The following is a 17,297-nucleotide window of genomic DNA, read 5'->3' on the forward strand; positions in this document are numbered from 1 at the left end:
TTTACAAAGAACTTCATCCCCAGCGGGGATAGATCTGGAGGAGCCGGATGCGATGACCCGCATGTCCGGAACTGTGAGAGGCCCATGCAATAGCGCATGGGCCTACTCGATGTGTTAGGTCGCGCGGAAAGCGAACGGTGTGCGGTGAAAACCTCATTCACTCTCCGTATGAGGTTCTGAAAAAGGTTCGATAAGAGGGTCTACGTTCTGAAACGGCTGCTTAACAGAAGTGGTGGATAACCTCCGCTTAGGCGCCTTCTTCGCTTTCGAGCAGGTTAGATCATACTTTCGGCCATTAGCTCTGCCCAACCGGACGATTCGGCGGATGATGGATTTGTCTTCCAACTTGGTGAAGGGACAAGGATCTGGCCGTGTGTTGACCTCTAGGATCCATGGCTTGAGCCCTTGATCGACAGCGATGTCGATGCCGAGCTCATTCATGCCGGGATAGGTGCGGCTTAATTGAGCAGAAGTCCAATAGGCAATTTTCTGCATTTTAAACATAAGAATAGATGTGGCATCAACGCCGAACCGGGGTTCCAAAAGGTCGTAAGGACTGTAGATCGTACCACCTTGACTGCCATTGGTGACAGCTTTCTGTGGATGGGCAACCCTAGCTGCTGTGCCCGTACATACCCATTTTCCCGAAGGGTCGCGTTGAACCATGACACGGAAGTCGTAGGGACTGCCTTCGTGAGTCAAAACGTAGATCCCCTTCTGAATGAGATATCGTTTGGTGCCGCAGCGGCGCTGCAGGGATTGATACATGCGCTCAAAGGTCGGAAAACGGTAGATGTTCACCCCGCTCTGATAGCGATAGGTGCCTCCACGTTTCTCAACGCGCATAACGCCTATCCCTAGTGAGCCGATATCGGGTTTAACGTAGAGCATATTGTGCTGGGCGAGCATGGATGACAACCTGCTGCGATCAAAAGGATGCGTAGTCGGCACATGCTGGCGCAGCTTCACATTCCGAATCATGATGCGTGTTTTAATCCATTTGCTTGAAACGGCCTTCAGTGAACTTGTCATGGGAAGATCCTCTTTCTACCGAGTACGGCGTTTCATTATTTCAATATGATATGAGGTAGAGGGGAGGCAGGTGAACAGGGAAAGTGGGGTTATCGCTTAGGAATAACGAACGATGGGTGAGAAGGACGCATAGAATATGTAGGCAGGTAGATTTGAGTGCATGTTCCGTTAGTGGAGCTGAGAGGAGGAGCCGCACGTCTATGCACATGAAAGAAGTTACAAACAGGATGAAGCGGCAATTTCCTTGGTTGCTGCCAGAACTTGAGCAAATTGTTCCATCGGATAAAGAGGAATTTGGTGTGGTTGATGAATTGCCGCTAGTGACAGCGGGCATGTTGGAATCGTTTTACTATTCGGAGGCTAACCCGTTTCTGCTGCAAGTCGATATGAATCGGTATCAGACGTCAGGCACGAGCTCGAAGCGGCGGAAGACTATTTTCTATTCGCAAGCTGACGAGGAGGCTTATTTGCGAGTGAAATTGGACGTCTTTCGGGCGATTCTTGCAGGCAATTGTTACCGTACTGCGATGGCAGACATGGGTACTGGGCATGCGGAGGCGACGGCGGTCGAGGTGTTTCGCGAGCTCGGTATGGAGGTCGAATCGGTATCCTTTCGGCTGCCAATCGAGCAGCATGTGGAACGGCTTCAGAGCTTCAGACCCGAGGTGCTGTATACGATGCCGTCAATTTTGGATCGGATTTTGCAAGCGTCGGATGATCCTGCAAGTTATGGCATCCAGCATGTCATTCTAGTTGGCGAAATAGCTTCGCCAGGTTGGAGGCTGCGGACAGCCGAAAGATTAGGGATAGCCGAGACACAGATCACGGATACGTATGGCTCCATCGAGATAGGGACCATTGCTTACTTCTCACATGCATACGGCAGATACTTATTTGCTGAGGGCATTCTTGCAGAGGGTATCACCACGGAGCTGCTAGACGGCGAGTTGGAGCCGCTACCAGATGAGATGGAGCGTGTGTTGGTTCTCACCTCAACGATTAGAGATTCGTTCCCAGCGCTGCGATACGTGACCTACGATGTTGTACGTGATTTGAGAGCGATTGAAGTTGATGGTGTTTGTGCACAGAGTTTTCAGAGCATCGTCAAACGCATTGGACCTGATTTGAAGCACGGCGAGAAAATTAGTATCTATGATATTGAGGACGTCGTATATGCCCACCTGCGTGAAGCTAGTGTTCGTGTACAGGTTAGCGGCAACGCTTTAACTGTATTTGTGTACAGTCCACTCGCAACAACAGCGATTCTGGACAGTATTCGAACAGATGTAGAAAATCGCATTCCAGCGATTGGCATGATGATTCAGGCGAAGCTTTTGGAAGGCATTCAGGTTATCGGGGGCACCTTTGAGGATTCACAGAACCGCACCTCCGTGAAAAATAAGAAAATTTTTTACACGTAAAGGAGGGGATGGCCATGGAGCTTGAAGGAGGTATTGTCCAAGCGATCGGGCATACGCCGCTTATTCGGCTATCACGTTTGTTTAAAGATCAACCCTTTGAAGTGTATGGCAAAATGGAATGGATGAACCCTGGCGGCAGCGCGAAGGATCGACCAGCCCTGTTTATGCTGCGGGAGGCGATCCGCCGAGGCGAGGTGACGAGCGAGAGTGTCATCGTCGAGTCTAGCTCTGGCAACCTGGCGATTAGTCTCGCTCAATTCTGCCGGTATCTCGGGCTTCGCTTCATCTGTGTTGTTGATCCTCGGACGACGCAGCAGCATTTGCAAATCATTCGTAGCTTTCATGGCGAAATCGACCTTGTGTCCGTGCCGGATGAGGCGACGGGTGAATTTCTGCCAGCCCGCATACGGCGAGTAGCTGAGCTTGTGCGTCAGATTCCGCATGCATACTGGACGAACCAGTACGGAAGCCCCGATAATGCTTTGGCTCATAGTGAGACGACGATGCGGGAAATCGGCGAGCAGCTAGGCGAGCTTGACTATTTATTTTGCGGAGTGAGCTCGTGTGGAACAATCAGGGGATGTATGGACTATATCCGTAATCGCGGATGGAAGACGCAGATCGTGGCGGTGGATGCCGAAGGCAGTGTTATTTTTGGCGGGGAAAAAGGTCCAAGAAAATTCCCTGGATTAGGTGCTGGTATAACACCGGGGTTACATCGGGACGATGTGGCAGACAGGGTTATCTATGTCTCGGATAGGGATTGCGTGGAAGGCTGCCGAGCCTTAGTACGGGAAGAAGCCGTGTTAGCGGGCGCTTCCTCCGGAGGCGTTATTTCGGCGATACAACGAATGAGTGAAATGATTCCCCCAGGAGCGGTTTGCGCAGCCATTTTACCAGACCGTGGTGAACGATATTTGAATACTGTGTATAACGATGAATGGGTTGGACGAGAGATCGGGTATACACCGAGTAACTAGCATGGGAGACTAGCAAATGTTGTACTTACAGGATGACCATATCCGAGAAATCGGAATCGATTGGAAGAAACTAACCAACATTGTTCAGGATGTTGTTGCTATACAAGATAGTGGGGACTGTGTACACCCTCTGAAGCCATACTTACGCTTTCGCGATCCCCACAATCGTATCATTGCGATGCCGGCCTATGTAGGCGGTCATATCGCGATGTCCGGCATCAAGTGGATTGCGAGCTTCCCAAATAATCGCCTAATGGGACTTCCTAGGGCTCATAATACACTGATTTTAAATAATCCATCGACTGGAGAGCCTACGGCATTTATCCACAGCGGACTTTTGAATGGTCTGCGAACAGCAGCCGTTAGCGGTGTGATGATGAATCATTTCGTAAAAGCCCGGCAGACTGGACGTTTGCGCATCCTTTTGATAGGATGGGGGCCGGTCGGACGCTTACATTTGGATATGTGTGTGGCTTTGTTTGGAGATCGGATTGAGCGAGTCAGCATCTATGATCTCAAGGGAGTTGATCCTGCGACGATTCAGGCTGACATACAAGAGAAGGTGCAGATAGTAAACGATTGGCGAGCGGACTACCGTGAGGCTAATGTGATCATGACTTGCACGGTATCCGCTGAGCGGTATATTGATGAAGCTCCGCCTCCGGGGGCGCTCCTTCTCAATGTCTCTCTCCGCGATTATAAACCGGAAAGCGTGTCTGGCGTGAAAGCGATCATTGTGGATGATTGGCGCGAGGTATGCCGTGAACAGACAGATATTGAGCAGCTCCACATCCAGCATAACTTACAGGAAACGGACGTACGAACATTAGCGGATGTGGTGCTTCGCGACCAACTAGCGAGTGTAGCAGTAGAGGAACCTGTGTATTTTAATCCGATGGGCTTAGGTATCTTCGACATCGCTATTGCAGGTTATTATTGGCGGGAAGCGTTGCGTATGGAGAAGGGTGTTACGTTAGAGAGAAGTAAGTTGAAATAGTTGAATATTTACAAAAGTAAACAGGGGGCGCCTCGTCTGGAGAGCGTCCTCTGTCTGTTATCCACATCTATCCACAGAGTTACCCACAAGTCCACAGGGTTATAAGTCCCTGGTGTGTATAACTTATTTGACTCGTATTAACATATCCACATGCTGAGATATCCACAGAAAATTTATTGTGGATTATTTTTTGTCTGTGGATAATGGTACCCGTCGTCTGTGAACCCCAACCCCAGTAGCTCTTCGCACGCGCGAGCTGCCATCCCTCTTCACGCAGCTCAACTCCATGTTGAGCACCCCATGCACAAAATCCTAACTACTTTTGTCACAAAACAAGAACCTATTTCGCCATATAGATATAAAGCGAAACGGAGGATGATGATGAAGATGACCAAATACGATACAGCCGTTATTGGTGGAGGCTTAGCTGGATTCATAGCTGCACTCGAAGTAGCAAGAGGTGGCGGGAGGGTTGTACTGCTAGAACGTTCGGGGCGAATGGGCGGCCGAGCGATGACGAATAAAAAGAATGGTGCGCTTTTTAACCTTGGCGGGCATGCTTTATACCGGGCAGGGGATGCCTTTCGCATCCTCAAAGAGCTGGGGATTCGCATCGAAGGAGGCGCGCCTGCATCAAAGGTCAAGGCGTTGTGGAACGATGGTGTAGTGCCAATGCCAGCAACACCGCTCAGCATGCTCACATCGAAGCTGCTTTCGTGGTCTGGGAAGCTGGGACTTCTGCGACTCGTCGTACGGTTAACGAAAATGGATGCCAGCAAAGTTGAGGATGCATCGCTGAGAGAATGGGCGGAGCAAGAAATTACTGATCCGATGGTTCGGCATATTTTTTACTCATTGTGCCGAACGGCCACATATGCCTATGATCCAGATCATCAGCTTGCTGGTCCGGTGCTTGGGCAGGTGCAGCGCGCATTAAAAGGCGTTCTCTATATTCACGGAGGCTGGCAAACGATCATCGATCAGCTTCATGAGAAAGCGATTGAAGCTGGTGTCCACATTGTAAGCAGCTCTGATGTAAAAGAAATCGTGCATGCGAATGGTCAAGTGCAGGGCATCAAGCTTGCTGACGAACAAGTGTTAGAAGTATCGCATGTTATCAGCACGGCGTCCCCACTGGAGACCTACAAACTAGTCCCGAACGCGGATCGTACGATTTTGAAGAAGTGGAAGGAAGAAGCGCGCCCCTCGAAAGCCGCCTGCCTTGACTTAGGTTTGAAGAAGCTCCCTATCTCAGGACGAGATTCGGCAATCGCATTAGATCAACCGATCTTTTTCTCGCATCACACTTTGAATGCCAAGCTTAGTGAGGACGGCACTCTCGTTGTGCATATGGTCAAATATAATGGTTCTGGAGAAAGTGATCCGAAAGATGATGAGGCAACCCTTACTGCTGTCATGAATACCCTGCATCCAGGTTGGGAACAAGAAGTCGTAGCTAGGCAGTTTCTGCCGAACATAACGGTCGCAAACGATACTTTACATGTAGGAAAAACGAATCTGCAAACAGGCCCAGACGTCCAAGGCCTTCGTGGTCTCTATGTCGCTGGTGACTGGGTAAGCCATGGGGAGATGCTGGCTGATGCTTCAGCGGCAAGCGCTAGACGCGCGGCGCAAGCTATTTTAAAAACGTCTTAGTTCGCTTAGAATGAACCTATCACAGTACAAACGGGAGGTGTGGCAAGATGGAGGAGCAGATCTATTTCTCCTATAAGCCATTGATGTTCTCACTTGCGTATCGCATGCTGGGCAGTGTGATGGATGCGGAAGATGTCGTGCAGGAGGCGTTTCTGTACGCCAATGAGACGAACCTGGACCATGTGCACAATCCCAAGGCTTATCTATGCAAAATCGTGACCAACCGCTGCATCGACAACCTGCGCTCGGCCAGTAAAAAGCGCGAAGTCTATGTCGGGCCTTGGTTGCCAGAGCCACTGTTGACGCCGAGTGCAGATCGTCAGATCTCGCCTGATCTCGCGTATACACACAAAGAGTCACTGTCCACCGCGTACTTATTGCTCCTGCAGCAGTTGTCATGGATAGAGCGGGCGGTCTTCCTGCTTCGCGAGGTCTTGCAATACGAGTATGATGAAATCGCCGAGATTGTAGGCAAAAGCAGCACCAATTGCCGGCAAATTTTCCGCCGGGCCAAGAACGCGATTAGCCTCCCGCCAGAGCGGGATCTGGAAGTAAAAGCACCGCTCAAACAAACGACAGCCGTCGTGGAACAATTCGTGCATGCTCTAATGTCCGGCAATATAGGCCAGCTGTTAACCCTTGTGAAATCGGATGCGGTACTGTTCTCAGATGGCGGTGGCAAAGTGAAGGCTGCGGTCCACCCTATTATCGGGGTAGAGCGGATCGCCAAGTTCTTGTCTGGGGTTTTGACCAAACTACCAGAGGGCTATCACTTTTCCTTAATGTCAGTGAACGAACAACCAGGCATTGTAGCGTACGTGTATGAGGAACCTAATAATGTCATGACCTTCCAAGTGGAGGAGGGCCAGATCAAGTCATTTTACATCGTCTCGAATCCTGATAAATTGCGGCACCTCGAGAAAAGCCGAACGGAAGCGTAAGGACAAGTGAAGACGAGTGAATCCATAACCATTTAATATAGAAAGCTGCTCATGAGTCATTGCGATTCGTAGCAGCTTTTTTTGGTTTGATGTCATGCTGGGAATGTCGCATAATGGATGAAGTTGATACTTGGCTAGCAAGAGACAGCAAGAGAAGATAGAGGAGAGGACTACAATGAAAAAAGGGAATGAAACAGCAGTAACGAAGCGTAAGGCACCAGCCTTTTCGCTGCCTGCTTCAAACGGAGAGAAAGTTTCTTTAGCCGATTACAAAGGGCGCAAAGTCGTCATTTATTTTTACCCACAAGACAATACACCAACCTGCACTCAGGAATCCTGCGACTTTCGAGACTATAACGGAAAATTTGCCGAGTTAGGTGTAGAAGTGATTGGCATTAGCCCGGACGAGCTGAAGGCGCATGATAAATTCATTGCCAAGTACGAGCTGCCATTCCTCCTGCTTTCAGACACGAATCATAAGGTAGCGGAGAAGTATGGGGTTTGGGCGCTGAAAAAGCTGTATGGCCGCGAGTATATGGGCATCATTCGGTCGACGTTTCTTATTAACGAAAAAGGATACATCGTGAAGGAATGGAGTAAAGTGAAAATTAAAAATCACGTACAATCGGTATTAGATGCTGTGATGGAAATGAAATAAAGCCATTCATACTATCATCGAGGAGGTTATCCAACATGTGGCTCATGCTCAAAGACCGTAGAATGATGTTTCTCATGCTAGCAAACATGTTATCCTCGATTGGCTCTGGAATTACGATGATCGGGGTGCCATGGTTACTGGTGAATCGAGCAGGGGGAAGTGAGATATATGGGTATGCAACGCTTGTTTCTACCCTCATTCTGTTCCTGCTATCGCCTCATATAGGTGCGTATATCGATCGTATTTCCCGGAAAAAAATGCTGTTGGGCAGCGAAATCGTCGGCGGTGCCGTAACGCTGCTTTTTGCGTTGTGGGGGATCGTTGCTGGTCATTTTGAAACGTGGCAGTTAATTGTGATCTACTTTAGTGGCTCTTTGTATTACAATGTGCACTTTCCAACGCAGTTCGCATTTACGCAAGAGATCTTCTCCAAGGAACAGTATAAGACATTAAACGCGATCCTCGAAGTACAAAATCAATCGACCTCCATGATCGCGGGGGGCTTGGCGAGTCTGCTTATCGACCATATCGATTTTGGATGGATCCTATTAGCGGATGCGATGACCTATTTCTTAGGCTTCGGTCTTTTTCTGCTCATTCCTTATATCAAGAATAAGACGGTCACAGCAACGGGGGCTGTCTCCATGTTGGCGAATTTCAAGGAGGGGTACACGTATTTGAGGACGAGACCATTATTGGTTTTGTTTTTCCTATGTGCGTTGATGCCGTTCTTATGTGTGATGGTGGGGAACTATTTGTTCCCCGTGTATATTAAAAGCGTTCTTCATGGCGGAGCTAGTGTGTTTGGAGCCGCGGATATGATATTTGCGATAGGGGCTATTGCAGCGGGTTTAACAATTCCGCTCATCATGAAGCGTTTAGGGGCATATGCCACAACGATTCTCGCATTTGTCATGTTCAGTCTATCAATCGTGTTTTTCTATTCGTTCCCAATCGTTTCTATCTTTCTAGTATTTAAAACACTGAATGGCTGGGGAAATGCGGGGAGTCGCGTAGCGCGGAATACCATTCTGATGGAAATGGTGCCAAACCACTTGATCGGTCGTGTGAACAGCTTCTTCAACACAGTAGGGATGGGGATGCGCGTTATGCTCATTGCAATCTGCACGCAAATCGTTTCCTTCCAAGGGGCGAGAAGCGGGATATTGCTGCTTGGTGTGCTGCTGATTGTAAGCTTTGTTGGCTTGATTGGCAGTCGATCTCTGTTTAAAATGGGGGCCAAAGCGGGGAGTCCTAGCTTGCCTCAGGAAGCGTAATCTGTTAATAAATGAACCCCAGAAACGATGCTTCTCCTTTCGGAGAGGGATCGTTTTTTTCGTGGCATACTCTCGTTCCTTCGCCCATATAATCTATCAGATGTCAAAATGATAGAACATGCGGAGGGATCATCGGATGCGCTTACAGGTACAGGCTCTTAACAACAGAAGGCTGCGGATTCAATTCATGATGGTTGTTGTTTTACTAGTTTCACTTTTGGTTGGTTGGATGCCAGCCAAAGCTGCGGAGTCTGAAGCGGATCCAGCCGTGCAAGAAGTATTTGGGCAGCTTCAAGCAGGGAAGCGACTGAAGAGCGATAGAACTTATGTAACACCGGAGCAGCCGACTGTGTATCTGACGTTTGATGATGGTCCTAGCAAGCTGACGAATCAGGTGCTGGATATTTTAGATAAAGAAGATGTCAAAGCGACGTTCTTTGTACTTGGCGAGCAAGCGAAAGCGCATCCTAACGAACTCAAAAGAATTGTAAAAGACGGTCATGCCATTGGCAATCATACCTATAATCATGTTTATAAAGAGCTTTATAGTGATTTTCAAACCTTCTGGAACCAAATCCAGCGCAGTGAGGACGTGATTTCAAGTATCGTGGGGATCCGCCCCCAGCTTACACGTGCGCCTGGCGGGACGGCTACGAATTTTGATGCGAACTACTTCTACCTCATGGAGCAAGCGGGTTATATCGTGCATGACTGGAATGTCGACAGCGGCGACTCGAAGAGAGCGAACGTGCCAGTGAACGAAATTTGGCAGACGGTGAAGGCTTCACCGCTGGATCACGAGATCAATATTCTGTTTCACGATGGAACAGGGCATGAATCTTCTGTCCAAGTATTACCCCAAGTGATTAGCTATTACAAAAAGTTAGGCTATACGTTCGCTGCGTTAACTGAGCAAGTGAAACCCAAACAATTCGTCATCTCGAAGCCGAAATGGTCAAGAAGTATGAGTTTGTCGCGTTTTCAAGCGCTGGTCGAACAAACACAGGAATATGCCACTGCACACCCGAATGCTGCGAATGTAGCGAAAATAGCTGAAGAAAAACGCTTGGCTCAGAAACTGGAAGCTGAGGCAGAAGCGAAAGCTAAAGCGAAGAAGGAAGAAGAGGAAGAGGCTGCGCGTATACTTGCCCAACAGGCGGCTTTGCCTCTGCAGGTTCATGTGCTCGGGGGGAATACATTTAACATAGAACCGTCCGTCTATAAGCTGCGTGCGAATCAAATAGAACTGCCTCTGCGCTATCTGATCGAGAAGATGGGCGGCAAGGTGGAGTGGCAAGCAAGTACGAAAACAGCCAATGCGCATTACGGCATTTATGATATGGACTATGATCTGACCAATAGAAGCATTCGTTTGTACACTTTAGGGACCCAAACAGCCACCTATTCGCTAGCGGATATGGATATGCAAAACAATCAGATTATCGTTCCGCTGCGCAAAACGATTGATTCACTAGGCGGACGAATTACGAACGCGGTGATGGCAGGGGACAATCGTCAAGTGACTATGGCGCTGCGGCCACTCTACTTTTTTAAAGAAAATAATAGTATTCTCAAAAACTCTCTATTTGCCATGGGTAGTTAATGTCTAAAAGAGTAGAGAGCTGGAAAAACTAGAAGCATACCCTTATTAAGGAGGCTTCTTGTCTATGGCGTCGAAAACCCGAATATTCGATCAACCGCAGCCTCTCGTGGAACGGATGATCATGAACGTAGAGAAAGTGATTGTTGGCAAAAGAGAGACGATAGAGAAAGCTTTTATCGCGATGTTAAGTGGCGGGCATCTTCTGCTAGAGGACGTTCCTGGTGTAGGCAAAACCATGCTAGCACGTGCGTTAGCCAAAACGATCGGTTGCGAGTTTAAGAGAATTCAATGTACGCCAGATTTGCTTCCTTCAGATGTGACCGGCGTTTCTGTTTTTAATGTGAAAAGCAATGAGTTTGAGTTTCGTCCAGGGCCGTTAATGACATCTGTCGTACTTGCTGATGAGTGTAATCGGACTTCTCCGAAGACACAGTCTGCATTCCTGGAAGCGATGGAAGAAAAACGAGTGACGATCGATGGCACGAGCTATGAGCTGCCTAAGCCCTTCGTTGTCATCGCGACGCAAAATCCGATGGATTATGAAGGCACGTATGCTCTGCCAGAGGCGCAGATGGATCGGTTCATGATGAAGCTTTCGCTCGGTTACCCAACGCATGATCAAGAAATTCTCATGCTGGATCGCTTGCAGGATCGCCACCCGCTCGAAAGTTTGAAGCCTGTTATTGTGCAGGATGAATTTGTGCAATTGCAAAAAGAAGCGGCCATGATCCATGTGGATAACACGTTAAAAGATTTCATTGTACGCTTAGCTTTAGCGACGCGGGATCATGCTGATTTCTACGTGGGCGCAAGTCCTCGGGCATCGTATGCCTTGATGCGTGCTGCGCAAACGGCGGCTTATGTGAAAGGGAGAAGCTTTGTTGTTCCGGATGATATTAAGGATTTGGTACTATCCGTATGGACGCACCGTCTTATTCTAACTTCGGATGCTCGCATGATGGGGCGTTCGGCAGAACTCATTCTCCAAAGCATTCTAGATGGCATGCAAACACCAGTTCTTCGTTATGTTACAGCGAAGTAGGGGGCCATTATGAGAAGCTGGGGGAAGACGTCGATATTGCTCATAAGTTGTGTGTTGGTGATTTTTTTGGCTTATCGCCAAGGTGGATTTGCCGCGTGGTATCTCGGTATTTGTTTATCGTTGATCTGGATACAGGCCGGAGTATTTTATGTTTTTGCCCTGAAAGGCCTGAGTTTAAAACGACATCTATCTGGCGATGTGTTACTCTCCGGTGAAGATGTGACGATTGTCGTGGAGATTAAGCATCAGTCATGGGTGCCTATGCCTTGGCTACTGATGAAGGAAACCTGGATTCATGAAGGAAGTGGGCGGAAGCTGACGTACAGCAAGCTGCTTTTCCCATGGTTTCAGAAGTCGCTGTTGCTTTCTTATAAAATGACCCATTTAATGCGAGGGTGCTACCGATTTGCTCACCTTGAAGCTGCCGCGGGAGATCTTTTTGGTTTCGCCCTTCGCAAAGTACATAGAGAAGATCTGCAACGATATGTCGTGTATCCAAGGCCGGATGCGTTGGGACGAAGCGGGATGACCTTCCAATCTGATGAGGGTTCTTCCGGACGGAAGTCAAAAGCCGAAACGCCGCTGATCAGCTCCGTACGTGATTATGTCAGCGGTGATCCGTATCACCGCATCCACTGGAAATCAACGGCTCGTCTGAGCCGTCTGATGACCAAGGACCCCGAGCAGACCGCCTCCACGAAGTGGATGCTGCTGCTCGATGTCGCGCCTCCGGCGGGCCCAGCAGAGGCGGCTCAGCCGCTGCTGGAGAAGGGCGTCGCCCTCGCGGCGGGGTTCTTCGAAGCCGCCGCCAGCGGGCGTGAGAGCTGCGGCTTCGCCTGCAGCAGCTCCAGTGCTAGGCGAATCGCACCGACGATTCGCCCTGACCTAACGCTCGCGTACGAAGTACTCGCGAGCGTTGGCGGCAAGCCCGCCGTGCCCTTTCCTGACCTCGTCAGGAAAGAGGCGGCAGACTTGCCGCTGCATGCGTCGATGCTGTGCATCACATCGACGCTGGATGTGGCGCTGGTGCGCGCTATCGCAGATAGCGGCACCAGGCGCCGAGCCGTGCACGTGATCTACGTGCACGCGCGGCCTTCCCTCTCGGTCGCAGAGCGAGAGGGGGCTTCTCAGCTGCAGGCCGCAGGCTGCAGCTTCACGGAAGTGCCGCATCCGCAAAGCCAGTGGCCGAAGCAAGGGGGTGTTGCGGATGCAACCGCTTGAACCACGCCGCGGGCTGCACGCGCGCACCTCACCTTTTAGCCGCTCACGCTCAGGCGCTGCTCACTCAGGGGTTTCGCTCTCAGGGGTTTCGCCCTCAGGCACTTCGCCTTCAGACGCATCGCAATCTCGCACCAGCTCTCAACTCATCTTCCGTGCAGACAGCCTGCCGCCCATGCAAAGCAGTCTTTTTCGAGACAGTCTCATCACCTTGCTGCTCTTTCTCCTTCTTTCGGAATGGCTGCGCCCGTTGGCTTGGATGGCTGATGAAGCGATACAAATTGGACCGGTGCTTGTTGTTTTTGCTTTTTGCCTAGCGCTGGATTGTTTTAGGGTGCCTTATGGCTGGGGATGGCTTGCGAAGTGCAGCATGATCGTGATGTTTATTGGCTATATGTTTTATCGTGAGTCATTATTTACTGGAGAATGGATCCTCTCATTGGTGAGGACATTCGTGCAAGATTTCATGTACATCGTTCAGGCGCATTTTGATCTGATCAGCGGTGAGATGCGAACGCTCCTCTTCTTAATGGGCTGGGCTTTGCTGCTCTCTGTCGTCCAAGCGCTTATGCTGCAGCGACAGCATAGTCTTTGGTTCGTGATGGCAACGCTCATTTATCTTGTTAGTCTACAGCTCGTATTAGGGGCAGATACCGTGCAAGGAATTATTCGCACATTAGGCTATGGGCTTCTTCTGATGGCTTTACTGAATCTATCGAGAATCGAACAGACATATCGCGTGTCAATGACACGTTCAGCTAGTTATATGCAATGGCTAATCGTCAGTGTGATCGTGGTTGGGGTTTTGTCAGGGGTTGGCTGGTTATCGGCCAAACAAACTGATCCTGAGCCTCTGATGGCACCGGTCAGTTGGACGCATTGGTATGATCGTTTATTTGAGCTCTATAACGAAGACATGGAAGCGAGTTCTGCCGTGGCGACATCTGGCTATGGTCAAAATGACTCTTCCCTAGGTGGTCCACTCCAAGTGGACACATCGCCAGTGTTTACGGCCAAGACTTCTGAATTGACCTACTGGCGCGGCGAATCCAAAAGCTTTTACGATGGCAAAGGCTGGACACAACCCGTTCAGAAGCTAGAGCCCTTTATGGCCTCGAGTTCATCCTCATCAGCACTGCCAGTCGTGCAGCAGGAGATCTTGTGGAGCGGGAGCTCATCCAGTAAACAATTGTTCACCGGTGGTCAACTTCAGAGTGTCGAAATGCTGCTGAGTGACAAAGGGAAGTTGATTTCGTCCAGTCATCTTTTGACTTCCAAAGCGAGTGGCATAATAACCTTGCTGGAACTGGAGGAATCGCTCTCCTACTACAAAATAGCCGTACGCCCCGTTAAGGAAAACCCGGATCTGTTGAACACAGATATCGGTCCTTATCCCGATGAAATCACTAGTGAATACTTGCAATTGCCGGCAACATTGCCGCGAACGGTGCGGAGCACTGCTGAGCAAGTTACCGAGAATCGGTTGACACCATATGCCAAAGCGGTGGCCATCGAGCAGTATTTGAGCCAAACCTTTCCGTATAGTCTCGAAAAGCCTACCGCGCCTAGCCGCAGCGAGGATTTCGTTAATCATTTCCTGTTCGTGGATAAGACAGGATATTGTGATCATTTTTCCACCGCAATGGTTGTCATGCTACGTTCTGTAGGGGTGCCTGCCCGATGGGTGAAGGGGTTCGCTCCAGGATCAGCAGGCTCCAGTGATGACAATGGATTGCAAGAGGTTATCGTTCGAAATCAAGATGCCCATTCTTGGGTCGAGGTCTATTTCCCAACCATGGGCTGGGTGCCGTTTGAGCCTACTCCTGGTTTCTCAGGGATATCCGCAGACCAACCGAGAGATATGTTGACTAGCGAAGCTATGGAACAGCTGGGATTGACCGCTTCAATTACTCGTACACCGGTGCCAAGTTCTGTCATGACGAAGTCGAGCGAGTGGCTGCATACATTGAAGAATAATCTGATCCAATTGGTAAAGGATTATAAGAGTGCTGTTTTCGTTGTGCTTGGGGGCATCTGCCTGCTTATTGGTGTGGTTATGTTGCTGCGACGTCAAGGTTATTTGTTGCGTAGAACGGTGGAGCTCCCCGGCTACAACAATGGAACTTTAACGCAGCAGCATCCGTTGACGCCGTATATGGATCGTTTGTGGAGACAGCTTTTCCGCAAATATGGTGTAAAACCAGCGAATCAAACGGTTCGCGAATACGTCACGAACCTTCAGGTGAACCATCAAGGGCAGCAACAGGCACTGATGACTTTCGCTCAAATCTATGAAAGTGTCCGCTACGATCCTACGCGTGCATTCGCTTATTCGAAGCGGGAAATTACAGCGATTTGGAAAGCCATTCAAAAGACACATTAAATCCCCTTTACATCCTAGGTGCCTAATGTTTAAAATTAGTACCTAGAAATAGCGGTAAGTGGACAAGGGTTCACCCGAAGCTTCAATCGCTATGAACCTAGGAGGTCGGATCATGAGTAAACCGAGTGAATTGATTGTTGTTTTAGATTTTGGAGGCCAGTATAACCAACTAATTGCTAGACGAATCCGTGATTTGGGCGTATACAGCGAGTTGCTGCCGCACAACACAACGGTTGATAAAATTCGTGAAATTAACCCAAAAGGGATTGTATTCTCTGGCGGACCTGCAAGCGTATATGGCGAAGGAGCTCCTTCGGTTGATGCTGGCATTTTCGATTTGGGTATTCCAATTTTAGGTATTTGCTACGGGATGCAGTTGATTGCCCACCAATTGAACGGAAAAGTTGAACGTGCACATACGCGTGAATATGGCAAAGCAGATCTTGAGTTCTCGAACCAAAGTCCGCTAGTCAAAGGTCTAGAGGCGAAACAAACGGTATGGATGAGTCATGGTGACCATGTTTCCGTTCTACCTGACGGCTTTGTTGTTGAAGCAAGCACGGAGTCTCTTCCAATTGCTGCAATGAGCAACCGTGATCGCAACATCCATGCTGTGCAGTTCCACCCAGAGGTTCGTCACTCTGTTCAAGGGAACGAAATGATTCGCAACTTTATTTATGAAGTGTGTGGCTGTCATGGCGATTGGACGATGTCCTCTTTTGTTGATGATATGATTAAAGAGCTTCGTGCTGAAGTTGGCGATAAAAAAGTGCTTTGCGCACTTAGCGGCGGTGTGGATTCCTCCGTTGTGGCGATCCTGCTTCATAAAGCGATCGGTTCGCAATTGACCTGTATGTTCATTGACCACGGTTTGCTTCGTCAAGGTGAAGCAGAAAGTGTTATGGACACGTTTGTTGGCAAGTTCGACATGAAAGTCGTTAAAATCGATGCGAAAGATCGTTTCCTCGGCAAACTGGCTGGCGTTGCGGATCCAGAGCAAAAACGTAAAATCATCGGCACCGAGTTCATTCGCGTGTTTGAAGAAGAGTCCAGCAAGTTCGATGACTTCACTTTCTTGGCGCAAGGCACGTTGTACACGGATATCGTAGAAAGTGGTACAGCTACCGCGCAAACGATTAAGTCTCACCACAACGTAGGCGGTTTGCCGGAAGATATGAAGTTCAAGCTAGTTGAACCATTGAAAACACTATTCAAAGACGAAGTGCGTAAAGTAGGCGAAGAGTGCGGCCTTCCTGCGGCTATCGTATGGAGACAACCATTCCCAGGTCCTGGTCTAGCGATTCGTGTTCTAGGTGAAGTGACCGAGGATAAGCTGAAAATCGTTCGTGAATCCGACGCCATCCTGCGCGATGAAATCGCCAAAGCTGGCCTAGATCGTGAGATCTGGCAGTACTTCACGGCTCTTCCAGGCATGAAAAGCGTAGGCGTTATGGGTGATGCTAGAACATATTCCTACACAGTAGGTATCCGCGCAGTTACATCTATCGACGGCATGACAGCCGACTGGGCGCGTATCCCTTGGGATGTGCTTGAGAAGATTTCCGTACGTATCGTCAATGAAGTTGAGAACGTGAATCGTATCGTTTACGATATCACTTCGAAGCCGCCAGCTACCATTGAGTGGGAATAGGATATAGTTTGTAAAAATGACTCTCTTTTATTTGCGTTGTTTAGCAAATAAAAGGGAGTTTTTTCTATGACCAGAATTTGTATTGCCTTCTATCCTTTGGTGGGTGTAATATGAACATTACGTTTACTTTCACTAAGGGGAAGTTCATTAATAGGGGGAATTCATGAACGCGCAATTTTGGAGTATAGCAGCTTATAGTGCCTTCTTGCTTTTGTTGCTATCGTCTGCAGGCTTTGCACTTATGAAATTCAGAACGGGTCAATGGCGAGATCACAGGGTTGCGTTCAGTAAAGAAAACGATAAACTTGCCCCAAAAACGACCGAGCTATAAGAACTCTTTTTGAGCTAAAATATACAGCTCAAAAAGAGTTTTTTATTTGATTAGCGAGAGGGCTGGACAAATATGGTACATTATTCATGTTGCTTAATATGATTGGA

14 protein-coding genes are annotated in these 17,297 nt (G+C 49.0%); 13 read left to right on the plus strand and 1 reads right to left on the minus strand.

All coding sequences use genetic code 11. From position 1 onward, the window contains the following. Positions 1-153: 153 nt before the first annotated feature. Positions 154-1,032, minus strand: coding sequence for a YheC/YheD family protein (locus AC58QT_RS35275; protein WP_497413021.1), 879 nt, complete (start codon positions 1,030-1,032; stop codon positions 154-156). A gap of 200 nt (positions 1,033-1,232) precedes the next feature. Here AC58QT_RS35275 and AC58QT_RS35280 point away from each other — a divergent pair, with 200 nt between their 5' ends. The 13 genes from AC58QT_RS35280 to AC58QT_RS35340 all read left to right on the plus strand — a co-directional run bounded on the left by AC58QT_RS35280 (position 1,233) and on the right by AC58QT_RS35340 (position 17,190). Further along, a complete protein-coding gene (locus tag AC58QT_RS35280; RefSeq protein WP_497413022.1) occupies positions 1,233-2,453 on the plus strand; it encodes a phenylacetate--CoA ligase family protein in 1,221 nt (406 codons plus the stop codon). A gap of 14 nt (positions 2,454-2,467) precedes the next feature. Continuing rightward, on the plus strand, positions 2,468-3,433 hold the full coding sequence (gene sbnA / locus AC58QT_RS35285) for a 2,3-diaminopropionate biosynthesis protein SbnA (RefSeq protein ID WP_497413023.1): 966 nt from the start codon (positions 2,468-2,470) through the stop codon (positions 3,431-3,433). A 16-nt stretch (positions 3,434-3,449) separates the two neighbouring features. Continuing rightward, entirely contained in the window at positions 3,450-4,430 is a 981-nt protein-coding gene (locus AC58QT_RS35290; RefSeq protein WP_497413024.1) for a 2,3-diaminopropionate biosynthesis protein SbnB, read from the plus strand. 387 nt (positions 4,431-4,817) lie between these two features. Continuing rightward, positions 4,818-6,086, plus strand: a complete 1,269-nt coding sequence (locus tag AC58QT_RS35295; protein WP_497413025.1) for a phytoene desaturase family protein — start codon at positions 4,818-4,820, stop codon at positions 6,084-6,086. Between the two features lie 47 nt (positions 6,087-6,133). After that, complete coding sequence (locus AC58QT_RS35300) at positions 6,134-7,027, plus strand: RNA polymerase sigma-70 factor (RefSeq protein WP_497413026.1); 894 nt, start codon at positions 6,134-6,136, stop codon at positions 7,025-7,027. A gap of 175 nt (positions 7,028-7,202) precedes the next feature. Further along, positions 7,203-7,685: a thioredoxin-dependent thiol peroxidase gene (gene bcp, locus AC58QT_RS35305; protein ID WP_497289292.1), complete on the plus strand. Its 483-nt coding sequence runs from the start codon at positions 7,203-7,205 to the stop codon at positions 7,683-7,685. A 35-nt stretch (positions 7,686-7,720) separates the two neighbouring features. After that, entirely contained in the window at positions 7,721-8,962 is a 1,242-nt protein-coding gene (locus AC58QT_RS35310; protein ID WP_497413027.1) for an MFS transporter, read from the plus strand. Positions 8,963-9,098: 136 nt separating this feature from the next. Beyond that, positions 9,099-10,565 carry a polysaccharide deacetylase family protein gene (locus AC58QT_RS35315; protein WP_497413028.1) on the plus strand — a complete coding sequence of 489 codons (1,467 nt, stop codon included), beginning with the start codon at positions 9,099-9,101 and terminating at the stop codon, positions 10,563-10,565. Positions 10,566-10,629: 64 nt separating this feature from the next. Continuing rightward, entirely contained in the window at positions 10,630-11,607 is a 978-nt protein-coding gene (locus tag AC58QT_RS35320) for an AAA family ATPase (protein WP_310502201.1), read from the plus strand. Positions 11,608-11,616: 9 nt separating this feature from the next. Beyond that, positions 11,617-12,828 (plus strand): DUF58 domain-containing protein, encoded by a 1,212-nt coding sequence (locus tag AC58QT_RS35325; protein ID WP_497413029.1) that lies wholly within the window; start codon positions 11,617-11,619, stop codon positions 12,826-12,828. After that, positions 12,815-15,208, plus strand: a complete 2,394-nt coding sequence (locus tag AC58QT_RS35330) for a DUF4129 domain-containing transglutaminase family protein (RefSeq protein WP_497413030.1) — start codon at positions 12,815-12,817, stop codon at positions 15,206-15,208. The genes AC58QT_RS35325 and AC58QT_RS35330 overlap by 14 nt, the downstream gene beginning before the upstream one ends. A 112-nt stretch (positions 15,209-15,320) precedes the next feature. Beyond that, the gene (gene guaA, locus AC58QT_RS35335; RefSeq protein WP_497413031.1) at positions 15,321-16,859 is read left to right on the plus strand and encodes a glutamine-hydrolyzing GMP synthase; all 1,539 of its coding nucleotides are present in this window, start codon (positions 15,321-15,323) and stop codon (positions 16,857-16,859) included. Positions 16,860-17,022: 163 nt separating this feature from the next. Then, positions 17,023-17,190, plus strand: a complete 168-nt coding sequence (locus AC58QT_RS35340; protein ID WP_497413032.1) for a hypothetical protein — start codon at positions 17,023-17,025, stop codon at positions 17,188-17,190. Positions 17,191-17,297: the final 107 nt, after the last annotated feature.

This window comes from Paenibacillus sp. J31R109 (genome assembly GCF_059692055.1).

Bases quoted from the DNA above. Each gene is read 5' to 3' on its own strand.
- AC58QT_RS35275 (WP_497413021.1), bottom strand. From the start codon at position 1,032: ATGACAAGTTCACTGAAGGCCGTTTCAAGCAAATGGATTAAAACACGC.
- AC58QT_RS35280 (WP_497413022.1), top strand. From the start codon at position 1,233: ATGCACATGAAAGAAGTTACAAACAGGATGAAGCGGCAATTTCCTTGG.
- sbnA (WP_497413023.1), top strand. From the start codon at position 2,468: ATGGAGCTTGAAGGAGGTATTGTCCAAGCGATCGGGCATACGCCGCTT.
- AC58QT_RS35290 (WP_497413024.1), top strand. From the start codon at position 3,450: ATGTTGTACTTACAGGATGACCATATCCGAGAAATCGGAATCGATTGG.
- AC58QT_RS35295 (WP_497413025.1), top strand. From the start codon at position 4,818: ATGACCAAATACGATACAGCCGTTATTGGTGGAGGCTTAGCTGGATTC.
- AC58QT_RS35300 (WP_497413026.1), top strand. From the start codon at position 6,134: ATGGAGGAGCAGATCTATTTCTCCTATAAGCCATTGATGTTCTCACTT.
- bcp (WP_497289292.1), top strand. From the start codon at position 7,203: ATGAAAAAAGGGAATGAAACAGCAGTAACGAAGCGTAAGGCACCAGCC.
- AC58QT_RS35310 (WP_497413027.1), top strand. From the start codon at position 7,721: ATGTGGCTCATGCTCAAAGACCGTAGAATGATGTTTCTCATGCTAGCA.
- AC58QT_RS35315 (WP_497413028.1), top strand. From the start codon at position 9,099: ATGCGCTTACAGGTACAGGCTCTTAACAACAGAAGGCTGCGGATTCAA.
- AC58QT_RS35320 (WP_310502201.1), top strand. From the start codon at position 10,630: ATGGCGTCGAAAACCCGAATATTCGATCAACCGCAGCCTCTCGTGGAA.
- AC58QT_RS35325 (WP_497413029.1), top strand. From the start codon at position 11,617: ATGAGAAGCTGGGGGAAGACGTCGATATTGCTCATAAGTTGTGTGTTG.
- AC58QT_RS35330 (WP_497413030.1), top strand. From the start codon at position 12,815: ATGCAACCGCTTGAACCACGCCGCGGGCTGCACGCGCGCACCTCACCT.
- guaA (WP_497413031.1), top strand. From the start codon at position 15,321: ATGAGTAAACCGAGTGAATTGATTGTTGTTTTAGATTTTGGAGGCCAG.
- AC58QT_RS35340 (WP_497413032.1), top strand. From the start codon at position 17,023: ATGAACGCGCAATTTTGGAGTATAGCAGCTTATAGTGCCTTCTTGCTT.